Source organism: Bradyrhizobium sp. (genome assembly GCF_022844465.1).
Taxonomy (GTDB): domain Bacteria; phylum Pseudomonadota; class Alphaproteobacteria; order Rhizobiales; family Xanthobacteraceae; genus Bradyrhizobium.
In genome coordinates, this window is record NZ_JALHLP010000016.1 from 57,502 (window position 1) to 72,563 (window position 15,062).

At 64.0% G+C, this 15,062-nt stretch carries 17 protein-coding genes; all 17 read left to right on the top strand.

Going from position 1 to position 15,062, the window contains the following annotated elements:
- Positions 1-238: 238 nt before the first annotated feature.
- Positions 239-478, top strand: coding sequence for a hypothetical protein (locus Q0D31_RS19800; protein ID WP_291854833.1), 240 nt, complete (start codon positions 239-241; stop codon positions 476-478).
- Positions 475-1,746, top strand: a complete 1,272-nt coding sequence (locus Q0D31_RS19805) for a helix-turn-helix domain-containing protein (protein ID WP_291854836.1) — start codon at positions 475-477, stop codon at positions 1,744-1,746. Before Q0D31_RS19800 ends, Q0D31_RS19805 begins: the two co-directional genes overlap by 4 nt.
- A 2-nt stretch (positions 1,747-1,748) precedes the next feature.
- On the top strand, positions 1,749-2,360 hold the full coding sequence (locus Q0D31_RS19810; RefSeq protein ID WP_291854837.1) for a transcription termination/antitermination NusG family protein: 612 nt from the start codon (positions 1,749-1,751) through the stop codon (positions 2,358-2,360).
- Positions 2,361-2,795: 435 nt separating this feature from the next.
- Positions 2,796-3,533 carry a hypothetical protein gene (locus tag Q0D31_RS19815; RefSeq protein ID WP_291854839.1) on the top strand — a complete coding sequence of 246 codons (738 nt, stop codon included), beginning with the start codon at positions 2,796-2,798 and terminating at the stop codon, positions 3,531-3,533.
- A 156-nt stretch (positions 3,534-3,689) separates the two neighbouring features.
- The gene (locus tag Q0D31_RS19820; RefSeq protein WP_291854841.1) at positions 3,690-5,003 is read left to right on the top strand and encodes a site-specific DNA-methyltransferase; all 1,314 of its coding nucleotides are present in this window, start codon (positions 3,690-3,692) and stop codon (positions 5,001-5,003) included.
- Between the two features lie 11 nt (positions 5,004-5,014).
- Positions 5,015-5,578 carry a hypothetical protein gene (locus Q0D31_RS19825; RefSeq protein ID WP_291854843.1) on the top strand — a complete coding sequence of 188 codons (564 nt, stop codon included), beginning with the start codon at positions 5,015-5,017 and terminating at the stop codon, positions 5,576-5,578.
- Positions 5,575-7,536: a terminase gpA endonuclease subunit gene (locus Q0D31_RS19830; protein ID WP_291854845.1), complete on the top strand. Its 1,962-nt coding sequence runs from the start codon at positions 5,575-5,577 to the stop codon at positions 7,534-7,536. The genes Q0D31_RS19825 and Q0D31_RS19830 overlap by 4 nt, the downstream gene beginning before the upstream one ends.
- Positions 7,533-7,766 carry a DUF6148 family protein gene (locus Q0D31_RS19835; RefSeq protein WP_291854847.1) on the top strand — a complete coding sequence of 78 codons (234 nt, stop codon included), beginning with the start codon at positions 7,533-7,535 and terminating at the stop codon, positions 7,764-7,766. The genes Q0D31_RS19830 and Q0D31_RS19835 overlap by 4 nt, the downstream gene beginning before the upstream one ends.
- Entirely contained in the window at positions 7,763-9,556 is a 1,794-nt protein-coding gene (locus Q0D31_RS19840) for a phage portal protein (protein WP_291854848.1), read from the top strand. The genes Q0D31_RS19835 and Q0D31_RS19840 overlap by 4 nt, the downstream gene beginning before the upstream one ends.
- On the top strand, positions 9,549-9,971 hold the full coding sequence (locus Q0D31_RS19845; RefSeq protein ID WP_291854850.1) for a hypothetical protein: 423 nt from the start codon (positions 9,549-9,551) through the stop codon (positions 9,969-9,971). The genes Q0D31_RS19840 and Q0D31_RS19845 overlap by 8 nt, the downstream gene beginning before the upstream one ends.
- 15 nt (positions 9,972-9,986) lie before the next feature.
- Positions 9,987-10,544 carry a hypothetical protein gene (locus tag Q0D31_RS19850; protein WP_291854852.1) on the top strand — a complete coding sequence of 186 codons (558 nt, stop codon included), beginning with the start codon at positions 9,987-9,989 and terminating at the stop codon, positions 10,542-10,544.
- 182 nt (positions 10,545-10,726) lie between these two features.
- The gene (locus Q0D31_RS19855; RefSeq protein ID WP_291854855.1) at positions 10,727-10,945 is read left to right on the top strand and encodes a hypothetical protein; all 219 of its coding nucleotides are present in this window, start codon (positions 10,727-10,729) and stop codon (positions 10,943-10,945) included.
- A gap of 1 nt (position 10,946) precedes the next feature.
- The gene (locus tag Q0D31_RS19860; protein WP_291854858.1) at positions 10,947-11,891 is read left to right on the top strand and encodes a hypothetical protein; all 945 of its coding nucleotides are present in this window, start codon (positions 10,947-10,949) and stop codon (positions 11,889-11,891) included.
- A 12-nt stretch (positions 11,892-11,903) separates the two neighbouring features.
- On the top strand, positions 11,904-13,394 hold the full coding sequence (locus Q0D31_RS19865; protein WP_291854861.1) for a S49 family peptidase: 1,491 nt from the start codon (positions 11,904-11,906) through the stop codon (positions 13,392-13,394).
- Positions 13,395-13,438: 44 nt separating this feature from the next.
- Positions 13,439-13,819, top strand: a complete 381-nt coding sequence (locus Q0D31_RS19870; protein ID WP_291854863.1) for a capsid cement protein — start codon at positions 13,439-13,441, stop codon at positions 13,817-13,819.
- A 60-nt stretch (positions 13,820-13,879) separates the two neighbouring features.
- Positions 13,880-14,845 carry a capsid protein gene (locus Q0D31_RS19875; protein WP_291854866.1) on the top strand — a complete coding sequence of 322 codons (966 nt, stop codon included), beginning with the start codon at positions 13,880-13,882 and terminating at the stop codon, positions 14,843-14,845.
- A gap of 1 nt (position 14,846) precedes the next feature.
- Positions 14,847-15,059, top strand: a complete 213-nt coding sequence (locus Q0D31_RS19880) for a hypothetical protein (RefSeq protein WP_291854869.1) — start codon at positions 14,847-14,849, stop codon at positions 15,057-15,059.
- Positions 15,060-15,062 lie beyond the last annotated feature (3 nt).

Genomic DNA, 15,062 nt, shown 5'->3' on the forward strand with positions numbered 1-15,062 from the left:
ATTTGCGCGGGTTGAGCGCGCAAGTGGCGGGTCTCCCGCCTGCTCGCAAGAGCAAATCACCGGACAGTCTCAACAGCTTGACCGGACTCGGTCTCGTCACCCCGCATTTGTCCGGTGACGAGAACGATGCAGCTCGGATTGCCATCGCCGCTCGGGGTCTCGTCACCCCGCATTTGTCCGGTGACGAGAACAGCGTAAGGCGTCGAAAAAGAACCGCAACGAGGCGCAAAGCACGATCATGACCACCACCCTTCGATCGCCCCGGCATCGCTGGAGCGATCGCACCACTGTCGTCGACGGCACGGTTTCCGGTTGTCAGGAAACCCATCGCCGCTGTCCGCAGTGCGGACTGATCAAGATCACCGTGCACCCGCCGCACGGCCTGCCGTGGCGGGTCTGGCGCACCGCCGCCGGCGCTGCGTGGCAGGGCGATAGGACGCCGCCATGTGTGGCCGCGGCCGCGGCGGAGGCGTCATGAGCGTGCGGGCGATGAATTGGGCGATGGAACAGGCGACCGGCGATCCGCGCGCGCAGTGCCTGCTGTTTGTGCTGGCCGACTGCGCAAACCCGGAAGGGGTGGCCTGGCCGTCGGTAAAATACATGGCCGAAAAATCGCAACAGTCCAAAGCCACGGTGCAGCGGCGGCTGAAAGAATTGGAAGAGATTGGCGCGATCGCGCGATTCCCGCGTTGGGAAGACGACACCGGCAAGATCAATGCCGCGGGCAGGGGGCGCCGCACCAGCGATGAAATCCGGCTGCTGCTTGATCGCCGTATCGCGTCGCCTGTGGACGATTCAGATAGCGACGATGAGTCGTCGAAGCCTGAGACAGCGCTGGGTAATAGAGGGGAATTCGGGGCAATGGATTACCCTACCCCCCCGTCGCAGGCTGAGACGGGGGGGTCGCAGGCTGACACCCCCCCGTCGCTGGGGAGCGACCCCCCCCCGTCGCACTGCTGCGACCCCTATATGAACCGTAATTCTGAACCACAGAAAGATTCTCCCCCCAACCCCCCTCCGGGGGGCGAGGCGTCGAATGTGGTGGAGGTTGAAGGCTGGCAGGCATTCGAAACCGCGTTCGCCGCGGACGGCGATCCGATCGTGCGCGTGTCGATCGCCAAGCAGCTGTTCGCAGCACTGACCGCGGACGAAAAGCGGCGGTTGGTCGCAGCGGCCAAGGGGTTGATCGCCTGGCGGCGCCGGCAAAAGCGGCCGCCGGGGAAACCATCGGCGCAAACCTTCATCCGCGAAACCGATGCCTGGGCGAACTGGCAAAAATACGCCCCGCCCGATCCGGTCGTGCGCGAGCCACCGGTGTTTATCGCCGATGGCTCGGCCGATTGGCGCGCGCTGTGCGTGCTGGCGCGGATTTGCGACGACCCCGAACCGGTCGCACGCATGGTCGCCGACCATGGGCTTGGGCTGCTGCGATCGAAGCCGCTGTCGGAAGCAATGCGTGCCCTTGGCCAAGCGTTCGATCTGGAATCCGGTGAATGGCCGATCGTTGAGGACGGCTCGCAGCAGTGCGGCGCATGGTGCGCATTTGTCGGCATCAAGCCGTTTAACCTGTTCACCGGCGAGGTCGTGCAGAAGGAAATCATGCCCGGCAAAACCGTGGCTTGGAAGGTCGCCAAGTTCGGCCTGCGGGTGCCGTGGCTGTGGCCGCCGCGCAAGGATGGGTCGCTGTCGCTGGCGGCGTCGGCGATGCCAGTAGCCAATCATGAAATGAGCGATCAAGGGGAGTGACGATGTTTGCCAAGACGGATCCGACCATGGCGGATGTGTGGGGGATGGCGCTGGGGCCGGCATTGCTCGACTTCCACGCGCCGCGCCAGTGGCGCGCGCTTACGGTTCGTCCGACCTACGAGCAGAAGGCGGCGGATTTTCTCAAGACTGAGCGGCAATGGGTGTACTGGCCGTGCTTTGTCGACCAGGTGCATGCGGGCGGGCATCGCCGCGGTCAGTGCCGTGTACGGCGCGCCGTGTTCCGCGCGGTGATGCCCGGCTACCTGTTTCTGGCGGTGCACCCCGACAGCGGCGATCCCTGGAGCTGCGTGCATGCCACGCCCGGCATAACCGGTTTTGTGCGCGATGGCGGCGGTCACGCCGCCGCCTTGACCGACCGTGACATCGATATCATCCGGATGATCGAGGCCGGACTGAATCTGCCACACGATCCAATGAAGGCGCATCGCCACAAACCTGGGGATAAAGTGCGGTTTGTTGACGATACCTACAGCCGCTGGCCGCCCAGTATTGTGCGCAGGCTTGCGGAGGACGGCCGAATCGTGCTTGAGACTCTGCTGTTGGGGCGGATCGTGCCGATTCTGGCCTATCCGCACCAGATCGAGGCGATGTAGGTAAGCCAGGCGCAACCAGCGCTTCCCCTGCTCAAGTCCCTCGACGGCGCGGACGCGCTACACACCGGGCGATTGCCCGTGCTGCCGCTTACCGGCACAAAGTTTCTCGGTTTTGTCAGAACGGTGGCCCCGGTGCTGCGCAGCGCCGGGGTTTTTATTGCTATAGGGTATGCGGCGGCCGTGAAAATCGCGCCGCGCGCCAACCCGGGAGTCTCCCATGTGACGCATGCCGTTCATCCATCTTGTCAAGGATAGAGCAAAGCCCGGCGCAGCGATGCGTCGGGCTTTCGCGTTTGAAGCCATAGGGTGACGGCATGCGTTGTGGCTGCCGTCGCCCACATCCTTGGGCGTTTTCTCCCGCAAACTTCGCCGCGGGCCGAACCCATCGGGGCTGCGACCCGCGGCGCTTTGTTCGATCTGGCAGCAGCAGCACCGATGGCCGCACTTATCCGGGCCGATGCCAGCGCTGTGCTCCGCGCCTTTCGGCACATTCGCAATGAGGTCACACCTTTTCAGCTGGCCTATACGCTGACCAAAGTGGCGCAGGATATCCGCGATGGCGAACGCGAGACCATTCGCGCGGTGTTTGATCGGCCAACGCCGTTCTCGTCCAATTCCTTGTTTGTAAGGCCGGCGACGAAGCATCTGCTGACCGCCATCGTTCAGTTCAAGGAAGGATTTGGATCGATTCCCGCCTGGAAATATCTCGGCCCACAGGTTGAGGGCGGCGGGCGACGCAAGAAGCGGCACGAGCGGGCGTTGGAACGCGTCGGCATTCTTCGGTCCGATGAGTATTGCGTGCCGGGGAAGAGCGTTGGCCTCGACGCCTATGGCAACATGCGGGGAGGCGACATCGTTCGCATCCTCTCGCGACTGGGCGCCGCCGAAGGTCGTGCCGGTTATCAGATGAATGCGACGCCGCGCTCGCGTGCCCGCATCGCGCGTACGGGTGGCACTACCTACTTTGTCTCGCGTGGCCGTAGGGGTTCGCCGGATGGTGTCTACCAACGTAGACGCGGTGGGGTCATGCCCGTGCTGATCTTCGTGCGGGCACCTAAATACACCAAGCGGTTTCCGTTCTACGAGCGCGCGCATGCGATCTTCCACCAGCGCTTCGCGATCCGGGCCCGCGAGGCATGGACACGCTACCCGCCACGCGCCCTCGCCGCCTGACCGCGCCGCGCGGAATCCATCAATTGATCGCGGGTCCTTCCGGCGTCCCATCCGGCGCGGGTAATTCAAACCCCGGGCCTTCGCTAGTTGGGCGTCCGAAAACTTAGGTTGACTCGGTTGACTCGGTTGACTCGCACCAGTGATGGATTTGATCGAATGCCACGTAAATCGCTGGTCATCGAGTATCGGCCGGTTGACGCACTGGTGCCCTATGCGCGTAATGCGCGACTGCATTCGGCCGAGCAGGTCGCCAAGATCGCAGCGTCGATCAAGCGGTTCGGATTCAATAATCCGATCTTGGTAGATGCCCAGGCCACCATAGTCGCGGGCCATGGCCGGGTCATGGCTGCAGCGAGCCTCGGCCTCGATCGAGTCCCGGTGATTGTATTAGGCCACCTGTCAGACGACGAGAGGCGGGCCTACACGCTGGCCGATAACCGCATCGCCCTCGACGCTAGCTGGGATGAAGCACTTCTCGCGCAGGAACTCGCGCTTGTGGATGCATCCGGCCTTGGCGAGATCGCTGGCTTTGGCCGCGCCGAAATTGACAGTCTGCTGCTCGCTGCGGCCGGTGGCGGTGGTGGCTTGACCGACCCGAACGCGGCACCGGATGTACCTGTAACACCGATATCCGTGCCTGGAGATTTGTGGGTAATGGGTGGGCATCGGGTACTGTGCGGTAGCGCCACCGTGCGCGCGGATGCCAAGCGGGTGATGGGTGCTGAGTCGCCGCATCTGATGGTCACCGATCCACCCTACGGCGTTGAATACGATGCGAAGTGGCGACAGGCTGCCGGGCTTCAATCCGCCGGTGCGGGTGGTATCGTCCTGAATGACGACCGCGCCGATTGGCGCGAGGCATGGGCGCTTTTTCCCGGCAGCGTGGCCTATGTCTGGCATTCGGGCCTACACACCGCCGAGGTGCAGGCCTCGCTCGCAGTGCATGGTCTCCTGTTGCGTGCACATATCGTTTGGGTGAAGACCCGCCCGGTGATCTCGCGCGGTGCCTATCACTGGCAGCACGAGCCGGCGCTGTATGCGGTCAAACCGGACGCGGATGATCACTGGCGGTTTGTTCCGGAGCACGAGATTGCGTCCTATGTGGTTTTGAAGGGTGAGAACGCATCTTGGGCTGGCGATCGCAAGCAATCGACGGTCTGGCAAATCGAACATGTCAAATCCGAAACCGGCCACAGCACCCAGAAGCCGATCGAGTGCATGCGTCGGCCGATCATCAACAATTCCGATATTGGCGACGCGATCTATGAGCCGTTCGCTGGCTCCGGCACCACCGTGATCGCTGCCGAGATCACGGGTCGCCGTTGTTTGGCGATCGAACTCAACCCAGCCTATGTTGATGTGATCGTTCGTCGCTGGCAGGAATTCACCGGTGATGATGCGGTGCTCGATGGTGATGGCCGTACGTTCCGCGAGATCGCCAGCGCCCGCGGCGTGCCGCGCGCTGCCTGAGATTTCCTTAGATGCTTGAAATGACCCAGGCCGAGTATGCGCGCCACCGTGGGGTGACCAAGCAGGCCGTCGGCAAGCTGGTGAAGTCCGGCAAAATTGCCCTGTCGGTGAACGCCGAAGGCCGGCGCGTGATTGATGCCGCTGCCGCTGATCGGGCGCTCGGTGAAGTGCGAGAGCGCGTTATTGTGCGCGATGAACCAGAAGCCGGCGCGCCGCATCGCGGCGCCTATCTGCCGCCCGGCGACGGCGCGGGACTGACTAAAGCCAAGATCGCCACCGAGGTCTATCGCGCGCGACTGTCGCAGCTTGAATATGAAGAACGGGTCGGTCGGCTGTTGCGAACCGAAGACGTCACCCGTTCGATGGAACTGTGCGCGGAAATGATTGTGCGTGACATTGATCGGTTGCCAACCCGCGCCGACGACATCGCCGCCGCCTTCACCAAGGGCGGCGTGCCCGCTGTTCGCGCCGCTCTTAAGGACATCGCCCGTCAAACCCGCGAGACACTCGAGCAGAACATGCGCATCTTAAGTGACGGGGAAGTCGGCGCGGGCTCCGAGGATGCGGTGTCATGAAAGATATGCGCCGCGCGCTGCCGGTCATCGCTGGTGTGTTTGCCGGCATCTTTGCGCCAGCGCATCCGATGTCGCCGTCGGTTTGGGCGGCACAAAATCTAGTGGTGCCGGATGGCCCCTATGCGGGCGAGCGGTTTCATCCTGAATTGACACCGTATCTGGTGGAGCCGCTGGATTTCTTTTCTTCCGAATGTCTCGACAACAAATGCGTTATCCGCAAGTCGGCCCAAACCGGATTTACGCTGCTGGCAATCGCCGCGATTGGCTATTCGATTGATCGTGAACCGTGCCGGATGATGGTCGTGCAGCCGACCGATTCTGCACTGTCGGAGTTTAATCGCGAAAAGCTGCAGCCGGCATTTGACCAGTCGCGCGCGCTGCGCGCAAAAGTGCGCACGCAGATTTCGCGCTCGACGCAAGGCTCGACCACCTACGCCAAGCGATATCCCGGAGGATCGCTGACGCTGGCGATCGCGACCTCGACCGCGGATCTGCGCAGCAAGACTATCAAGAAGGTCATCAAGGACGAGGCCTCAGAGTATCCCGAAGACCTCGACGGGCAGGGCTCGCCGCACAAGATGATCGAAGCCCGCTATGAATCGTTTTTACAAACTGGCGATTGGAAAGAGCTTTCGATCTCGACGCCGGTGATCAAGGGTGCTTGCTACATCGATGCCGAATTCGAAGCTGGCGACCAGCGGCTCTGGCATGTGCCGTGCCCAGGCTGTGGCGATGAGTTTGTGTTTAGCTTTGACCTTGAGCAATTCCAATTCAATGCCAGTTATCCGTTCGAGGCGCGTTACGTTGCCCCCTGCTGTGGTCGGCCGATCGAGTCGCACGAGAAAAACCTGCTGATTCGCAAGGGGCGGTGGATCGCCACTGCGCCGGCGCCTGGCAAACACCGCAGTTACCACTTTGACGCCCTGTCCTCGCCGTTTGTGCCTTGGGATACGATCGCGCGTCGCTACCTCGAGGCCAAGCAAAACGAGTCCAACCTCAAGACCTTCGACAATCTTACGCTAGGCCGCGCCCATGAAGTCAAAGGCGATGCTCCGCCTCACGCTCGGCTGCTTGAGCGCCGCGAGTCCTATCCGGTCGGTGTTATCCCGTCCGCTGGACTGTTGCTCGCCGCCGGTGCCGACGTGCAGCATAGCGGCATCTGGTTTGAGGTAGTCGCTTACGGCCGGGATGGTCAGAGTTGGTCGATTGAACATGGCTTCGTCGAGGGCGACACCACTGATCCGGAGCGCGGCGCCTTTGCCACCCTGGTTGAGGTCTATGAGCGCCAATTTGACGACGCGTTTGGCGCACGTCGCCAGATCGATGCTTTGGCGATCGATGCGGGCGACGGCGGCCGGGCCAATCAGGTCTATGCTTGGTGTCGCAATCGACACCGCGCTTTTGCGGTCAAAGGTGTTTCCGGCTGGACCGCGCCGGCGATTGGTACGCCAGCCCGTGTCTCGATCACGCTGAAAGGAAAAAAGCTCAAGGGCGGCGCGACGCTCTGGCCGGTTGGAACTTGGCCGCTGAAGGCCACCTACTACGGCAATTTGCGAAAGGATGGCCGCAAGGCCGGCGCGGAGACCGACCCGCCAGGTTACTGCCACCACCATCAGAATTGCGACGAGCGCTACTTCCGTCAGCAGACCGCTGAATATCTCAAGACTGTCACAGTGCGCGGTCGCACCACAAAAGTCTGGCAGGAAACCGGACCAAACCACCTGCTGGATTGCCGGATTTACGCAATGGCGATGGTCGAATATCTCGGCCTGTCACGCTTGCGCGCCGACGATTGGGTGGCACTTGAGCGGTTGCGCGGCGTACCGCCGGCGGCGGCGCGGCCGGATCTGCTCGCGCCGGACTCGGTGATTCTGGCGTCCAAGCCCACGCTACGCCCGGTCTTGTTGCAAAAAACCAAGGCGCGCGGGCGCCGCATACTTTCGCGAGGCATCGCATGAGCGTGGGCATCACTCTGGCGCAGGCGCAGGCGCAGCTCGCCGCATGGCTCGCCGCGTCGTCGGCAGTCGCGACAGGCCAGGAATATGAGATCGATACCGGCGCCGGTCGCCGTCGGCTCAAGCGGGCCGACGCCAGCGAAATTCGCCATCAGATCGATTATTGGCAGGCCAAGGTCAGCGCGCTGACCGTCGGCGGCCGCCGCCGGGTCCGCTATGTGGTGCCGCAATGAACGCTCATGCGATGCTCGCCGCCGGGGTTTCGCGGCGCACCTTGGTCGACCGCCTGGTCGAATGGGTCGCGCCATCGCGCGGGTTGGAGCGGTTGCAGGCGCGCGTCAAGCTGTCGGCCGCGCTTGGCGCCGGCGGCTACAAGGGCGGCGCCGGCGATCGGCGGGCGACCAAGCTGTGGCGGCCCTATGCCCGCTCCGCCGATGGCGACGCGATTCCGGATTTGCATGCGCTGCGCGCTCGCTCGCGCGACCTGGTGCGCAACACGCCGGTCGCGACTGGCGCGATCGCGACGGTGGTGACCAATGTGGTGGGCGACGGCCTGCAGTTGCAGCCTGAACTTGAGGGCGATTCGCTCGGCATGAGCGAAACCGCCGTCGAAGCGTGGGAGAAGCGGGTCAGCCGCGAGTGGCATCAATTCTGCCGCACCGCCGATTTTAGCCGGGTTCAGAGATTTGCCGAGTTACAGGCGCTGGCGTTTCGGGCGGTGCTGGAATCTGGCGACGTTTTGGTGGTGCGCCGGTTCCGCCGCGATCCCGGCGAGGTCTACGGCACCAAACTGCAATTGATCGAGGCCGACCGGCTGTCGAATCCCGGCCTGGTGCAGACCGCGATGCGCCTCGCCAACGGCAACACTCTGGTCGGCGGCGTCGAGGTGGATGGCGACGGTGTGCATGTCGCTTATTGGATCAGCGATCGGCACCCCGGCGAGTGCCTGCCGACTGGCATGAGGTGGAGCCGGATTCCGGCACGCTCGCCCGAAGGTGAACAGGTGGTGCTGCATCTGTACGATCGGCTGCGGCCCGACATGACCCGCGGTGTGCCCTATCTCACGCCGGTGATTGAGCACATCAAGCAGCTCGGGGATTACACCGACGCCGAGGTCACCGCTGCGGTGATCTCGGCGATGACCACCGTGTTTGTAGAGACCCCGACCGACGATGACAGTAATCCGCCGCTCGGCGAGAAAAGCGCGTCGTTGGCCGAGAACGAAGTAGCGCTTGGCAATGGTGCGATCGTTAGTCTGTCGCCCGGCGAGAAGGCCAATCTGGTCAACCCGACCCGGCCGAATTCCAATTTTGACCCGTTCGTGCAGGCGTTCCTGCGCCAGGTCGGCGTCGCACTCGAACTGCCGTTTGAATTGCTGGTCAAACACTTCACCGCCAGCTATTCGGCGTCGCGCGCCGCGCTTGAAATGGCATGGCAGTTTTTCCGCCGCCGCCGCGTCTGGCTGGCGCAGGCGCTGTGCCAGACGGTCTACGAGTGGTTCCTGGCCGATGCCGTCAGCTTGGGCCGGCTCGATGCCGACAAGTTTTTCGACGACCCGGTGATCCGGCAATCCTATTGCCGGGCACTGTGGATCGGTCCTAACCGGATTTCGATTGATCCGAAGAAAGAAGCCGAGGCCGACGCACTCGACATCGCGACCGGTGTCAAGACCCGCCAGCAGGTCTGCCTGGAGCGCACCGGCGGCGAGTTCGACGACAAAGTCGCACAACTCGGCAAGGAAAAAACGGCGCTCGATGCCGCGGGGCTGGTGCCGACAGCGTCCGAGCCAGAGCCGGCGTCTACGCCGGAACCCGATGAAGACGAACGCGCGGAAGAGACCGCCGCCGCCATGCGCGAAGGCTATGCCGCGATGGCGCGCGCGCTGGCGCCGCCGGTGGTCAATGTGTCGATCGACAATCATCCGCCTAAGCGAGGCGCCGTCGTCAAGCGCGTTGAACACGATGCCGCCGGCCGCGCCACGCGCATTGTCGAAACCGAACTGAGCGAGGCCGCCGATGCCTAGCGTAATTTACAATTCCGCGCTCGACGACGAGGCCCGCGGGCTGATCGACTACGACACCGACAGCTTCAAGGTGATGCTGGTGACGTCGGCCTATGTGCCGAACAAGGACACCCACCTCAAGAGGTCGGATATCACCAACGAAGTGGTCGGCGCCGGTTACGTCGCCGGCGGCGCTACGGTTACCGTGGCCGTCACCAAGGATCTGGCGAACGATAGGGTCGATATTTCTTTGGGCGCCGCGAGTTGGGCGGCCTCGACCATCACTGCGCGCGGCGCGGTCTACTACAAGAGCCGCGGCGGGCTCGCCTCGGCCGACGAGATCGTCACCTACAACGATTTCGGCGCCGACATCACCTCGACCGCAGGCACCTTCAGTTTGGCGGCTTCGATTCTGCGCAAGCAGAACCTGACGTAACCAAGGGTTACCGCAATGAGCATACAAACCTGGCAAGAAACCCTGATCAATTCGCAGGTTGACGGGCCCGCGCTTGCCAATTCCGTCACGGCGACATCGCTGCTCAACGTCCATGAGAAGTGGGGTATGGCGCAGTCCTGGGCGCAGATTGGACGCGTCCTGCGCCTAACGGCATGTGGTCGCGTGTCCAATATTGTCACCGCGCCCGGCACGCTGACGTTGAGCTGCCGCATCGGGGCCATCACCATCGCCAACGGCGGGGCGATGGCGCTCAATGTCGTCGCCAAGACGAACGTGCCGTGGTTTCTGGATTGGCGCCTGACGTGCCGCGCCATCGGTGCCGCCGGCAACTTCATGCACCAGGGCACTTGGATTAGCGAAAGCGTGATCGGTGCTCCGCTGCCGACCGCCGGCGGGGCAGGCATCCATCTGCTGCCCAACGCCGCGCCTGCTGTCGGTACCAACTTCGATACATCGGTCCCAGCCACGTTCGACCTTTTCGCTCAGTGGTCGGTGGCCAATGCCGGCAATTCGATTCAAGTGCATCAGTACAAACTCGAAAGCCTGATCTGATGGGGTGGTCGGGTGCGGCCCTTTCGCGTGGGCTGGTCCCATCCCGCGTGGGGATTGGTGGGCGCTGGCGCGAGCCAAGCGCCCCGAAAGGCGTAATCCCGGGAGGCCGATGGCATGAAGCCGCCGCCGCGCCGCAGCGTGCATTTCGTTCAAAAAAGTTCGAGGGCCGGTTTCGAATCTCGATGGTGACGGCAGACAGCAGTGGCACACCGCTTGGTGGATGTGACGTCGAACTATACCACGCTGCGACCGATACCGTTGTAGGTCGGACAACGTCCGACCCGGTTGGGGCGTTTACTTTCGATCTCGGCAACAATTCTGACTTCTACTACATCCGCGCCTACAAGGCTGGCACACCGGATGTGGCCGGCACAACTGTCAACACGCTGATGGCGATCTGATGTGCCTGATATTTATCTCTATGATGTCCAGAGCGATGCCAGCCAAGGTAAGGTAAGGCTCCGCGACCCCGCCACCCTGGCTGGCGGCACCGCCCATGGCAATGCCCCCGGCGCGACGCTCACCGTCTCGGCGGCGGTTGTCGGCGGCGCGGCGACCGGTAGTGCATCGGCGAATGCCGCGACACTGACGGCCGATATCAGCGCGATTACTGGCGCTGCGTCCGGCGGCGCATCGGCGAATGGTGCGACGCTCGCGATTAACACGAGTGTTGTTGCCGGCGCGGCCACTGGCGCGGCGTCGGCGCCGGGTGCGCTGCTGGTCGTTGATGCCGGCGTCGTCGCGGGGGTCGCGTCGGGCGCGGCGACCGCCGCCGGTACAGTGGTTGAGTTCGCCGCGGCGCTTGGCTCCGGCGCGGCGGTGGGCGCCGCCAGCGCCGCCGGCGCGTTGCTTGATACCAACGCCGCGCTGCTCGCGGGCGGGGCCACGGGAACCGCCGCGGCCACGGGTACCAACGTCACCGCTGAGATCAGTCTGCTCGCGGGCGGTGCCGTCGGTGGTAGCGCCGACGCCAGCGCCCCTGGCGCGGTTGTTACCGCCAGCAGTTCACTATTGGCGGGCGCCGCGACCGGAAGCGTGCCCGCCGCGAGTCATGGCGGCGTTTCTTATCGTCGCTATCCGCGCCGCCCGAAGCGGCGAGCCGCCTATGCCGCCGGAACGGTCGTCGAGTTTGGCGCTGCGCTGTTGCCCGGCCGCGCCCGCGGCGACGCAACGGCGCGCGGTCTGCGCCTCGGTGAGGTGGTGGTGTTGCTGTCTGGCTCTGCGCGCGGCGACGCGCAGGCGAGCGGCGTGGTGGTGACGGTCGACGCTTCGCTGCAGCCCGGCGGTGCTGGCGGTACCAATGGTTGGATTGCGTACGACAACGATCTTCTGCTGCTGGTCGCATAGGAACACCGGAAAATGACCACACTCCTGCGCATCGCCGAACGGGTGATGAACCGTCCGCTGTTGATTCATCCGGACAAGGTGCCGCTGGTGCTCGGCATTCTCGAGGGCCGCTATCCGATCGATGTCACGACTTGGCGCGAGGATGCGCTTCGTCGGATCGACGACATGCCGGAAGCGGCGCGCACGGTCATGCGCGGTCCGGCGCCGTCGGCCTCGCGTTTTCCCGGCAGTGTGCTTGATACCGATCCGGAAACCGGCCGGCAGCGTACGCTGCCCTACAACCGGCACAACGGCGTCGCGCTGATTCCGATCATCGGCACCACCATCAATCGTGGCGCCTGGATTGGATCGAATTCCGGCGAGGTGTCCTACGAGGGCATCAAGCACCAGATCGAAACCGCCGTCGCCGACCCGCGCACGCACGCCATCATGCTCGACATCGAATCGCCGGGCGGTGAGGCGGTCGGCGCGTTTGAGGCGGCCGATGCAGTGCGCGCCGCGCGACAGTCGAAGCCGGTGGTGGCGGTGGTCAATGGCATGGCGGCCTCCGCCGCCTATGCGATTGCGTCCGGCGCATCGCGGATCATCACCACGCCGACCGGGGTGTCGGGTTCGATCGGCGTCGTGCTTATCCATGCGGATTACTCCCGCCAGCTCGACAAGAGGGGAATCACCCCGACACTGATTTTCGCCGGTGCCCACAAGGTCGACGGCAATCCATTCGAGCCGCTGTCGGAGAGCGTTCGCGCCGACCTCAAGCGCGAGGTCGACGCATTTTACGAATTGTTCATCGCTGCGGTGGCTCACGGTCGCGGCGGGCTGACGCCGGCGGCGATCCGCGCAACCGAGGCGCGGACCTTTATCGGCGTGGAAGCGGTATCGGCCGGGCTTGCCGATGAAGTCGGAAGTTTTGAAAGCGTGCTGCAAGAACTCTCATCCGGCCAGGCCGGCCGACCCATCAATGTAACCAGGAGCATGACAACCATGTCAGCTGAAACCATTAGCAGAACCGAACACGAAGCCGAGGTGGCCAGAGCCGTGGCCGCCGCTACCGCGGCCGCCGACGCTATGCGTATCGAGGCACTGGCCGAGGGTGCGCGTGCCGAGTCCGCGCGTCAGGCCGGCATTGACAGGCTCGCCGCCGAAATGCCCGGCCACACTGAGCTGGTTGCCAAGCTGAAGGCCGACCCGAACGTATCGGTCGAACAGGCGGCGGTTCAGCTGATCGGCGCCGAGGGCACCCGCCGCGGCAGTCGCCGAGCCGCCATCGAAGGTGTCGAGCGCGTCGCAGCCGGAAACCTTCCAGCGACGCCGGCCGCATCGGAGCGGCAATCGCCCGATGATGTTGGTGCCCGCGCCGCCGCAAATACGGCACCGCATGTGGTCGCCGCCAAGGCCCGCGAGTATGCCGCCACGCAAAAGGCGCGCGGCGTCAAGGTCTCGGCCGCGGAAGCGGTCGCGCATGTAACCGACCAGATTAAGACCGGCTCGCTCGCCGCTTGATCTGATCGCCCCTCCCACCCAACAACATCATCGGAGATTCCATCATGGCCAATATCGGCCTCACCAAGTCCTACACCGCGGAAGCCGCGATCAGCGCCAACCGCATCGTAAAAGTCGGCGGTGCCGACTACGGCGTGTTGCAGGCGGCCGGCGCCGCCGCCACCGAACGGTCGATCGGCATCTCGACCGAGATCGACGCGGCGCTCGGCGAGCGCATCGATGTCATTCATGAGGGCATCGCCGATCTCAAGCTCGGCGGTACCGTCGCGCGCGGCGATCCGGTGACGTCGGATGCGACCGGGCAGGGCGTCGCCGCCGCGCCTACCGCCGGCGTCAACAACCGCATCATCGGTTTTGCACTTATCTCCGGCGTGATTGGCGACATCATCCCGGTTCTGCTCAACCCACACATGATGCAGGGCTGATCGGCGTAATCGTTCCACCGGTTTTCCCCCTATTCCCCCGAGTTTCACAGGAGAACATCAATGGCTCAGGCCCCGTTTGTGATTCAGCCGCGTCTCACGGCGATCACGCTGACTTACCTCAATGAAGCGTTTATTGCGGACTCCGTGCTGCCGCGCGTGCTGGTCGACTCGCAGCAGTTCAAATGGTCACGCTACACACTGGCGGATGGTTTCACCATTCAGGACACCAGGGTTGGCCGCAAGTCTGCGCCCAACCAGATCGACTGGACCGCGACCGAAGTCTCGGACACGACCAACGACTACGGGCTCGACGACGCGATCCCGAATTTCGACATCCAGGCCGCCGCGGCGGCTAGCGATATTCAGGGTGTCAACCCGATCGATCCGGAGGCGCGCTCAACCATGCTGCTGTCGGAGCTGGTCGGGCTCGACCGGGAAAGGCGCGTCGCCGACCTCGCCTTCACGCTCGGCACTTATCCGGCCGCCAACCGCACCACCCTGGCCGGTGCCACCCAATGGTCCGACGCGGCGTCCGATCCGCTGGGCGCGATCCTCAACGCATTCGACAGTTGCGTAATCCGCCCGAATATCGCGGTGCTCGGTCAGGCGGTCTGGACCAAGCTGCGCACCCACCCGAAGATCACCGCCGCGGTCTATCCGTCGGGCGGCAATGCCACCGGCGGACCGACCGTGGTGGCGCGCCAGGCGGTCGCCGAACTATTGGAGATCGAAGAAGTGCTGGTCGGTTCCGGCTGGTACAATTCCGCCAAGCCCGGCCAGACCCCGGTGATGACGCGGCTGTGGGGCAAGCACGCCGCGTTCCTCTATCGGCCGCAATCGATCATCGACACCAAATCGGTTGCTTTCGGTTTTACCGCGCAGTGGGGCTCGCGCATCGCCGGCACTATTGGAGAAGACCCCAAGATCGGCATGCGCGGCGGCCGCTGGGTCCGGGTTGGCGAGGCGGTGAAGGAAGTCGTCGCCGCCAATGATGCGGCGTATTTCTTCCAGAACGCGGTGGCGTGATATGGCACGCGCTCCGAAAGCACTTGCGCCGATCGCCGCCAGCCGGATCGATTACGGCGAGACCGTCAACGGCAAGATCGTGGTTACCACCTTCGCGGCTGGCGACGTCGTCACCATCGCCGATCATGGGGTGCTCGACGATCTCCGCAGATCCGGCGCGGTGGTCGATGCGGCACCGATCGTGCCGCCGGCTGGCGATCCGGCGGATCTCTGACCG

Excerpts from the sequence above, each read along its gene's own strand:
- Q0D31_RS19870 (WP_291854863.1), top strand. The coding sequence starts at position 13,439 with ATGGCCAATATCGGCCTCACCAAGTCCTACACCGCGGAAGCCGCGATC.
- Q0D31_RS19865 (WP_291854861.1), top strand. The coding sequence starts at position 11,904 with ATGACCACACTCCTGCGCATCGCCGAACGGGTGATGAACCGTCCGCTG.
- Q0D31_RS19880 (WP_291854869.1), top strand. The coding sequence starts at position 14,847 with ATGGCACGCGCTCCGAAAGCACTTGCGCCGATCGCCGCCAGCCGGATC.
- Q0D31_RS19840 (WP_291854848.1), top strand. The coding sequence starts at position 7,763 with ATGAACGCTCATGCGATGCTCGCCGCCGGGGTTTCGCGGCGCACCTTG.
- Q0D31_RS19820 (WP_291854841.1), top strand. The coding sequence starts at position 3,690 with ATGCCACGTAAATCGCTGGTCATCGAGTATCGGCCGGTTGACGCACTG.
- Q0D31_RS19850 (WP_291854852.1), top strand. The coding sequence starts at position 9,987 with ATGAGCATACAAACCTGGCAAGAAACCCTGATCAATTCGCAGGTTGAC.
- Q0D31_RS19875 (WP_291854866.1), top strand. The coding sequence starts at position 13,880 with ATGGCTCAGGCCCCGTTTGTGATTCAGCCGCGTCTCACGGCGATCACG.
- Q0D31_RS19810 (WP_291854837.1), top strand. The coding sequence starts at position 1,749 with ATGTTTGCCAAGACGGATCCGACCATGGCGGATGTGTGGGGGATGGCG.
- Q0D31_RS19855 (WP_291854855.1), top strand. The coding sequence starts at position 10,727 with ATGGTGACGGCAGACAGCAGTGGCACACCGCTTGGTGGATGTGACGTC.
- Q0D31_RS19800 (WP_291854833.1), top strand. The coding sequence starts at position 239 with ATGACCACCACCCTTCGATCGCCCCGGCATCGCTGGAGCGATCGCACC.
- Q0D31_RS19845 (WP_291854850.1), top strand. The coding sequence starts at position 9,549 with ATGCCTAGCGTAATTTACAATTCCGCGCTCGACGACGAGGCCCGCGGG.
- Q0D31_RS19825 (WP_291854843.1), top strand. The coding sequence starts at position 5,015 with ATGCTTGAAATGACCCAGGCCGAGTATGCGCGCCACCGTGGGGTGACC.
- Q0D31_RS19805 (WP_291854836.1), top strand. The coding sequence starts at position 475 with ATGAGCGTGCGGGCGATGAATTGGGCGATGGAACAGGCGACCGGCGAT.
- Q0D31_RS19815 (WP_291854839.1), top strand. The coding sequence starts at position 2,796 with ATGGCCGCACTTATCCGGGCCGATGCCAGCGCTGTGCTCCGCGCCTTT.
- Q0D31_RS19830 (WP_291854845.1), top strand. The coding sequence starts at position 5,575 with ATGAAAGATATGCGCCGCGCGCTGCCGGTCATCGCTGGTGTGTTTGCC.
- Q0D31_RS19835 (WP_291854847.1), top strand. The coding sequence starts at position 7,533 with ATGAGCGTGGGCATCACTCTGGCGCAGGCGCAGGCGCAGCTCGCCGCA.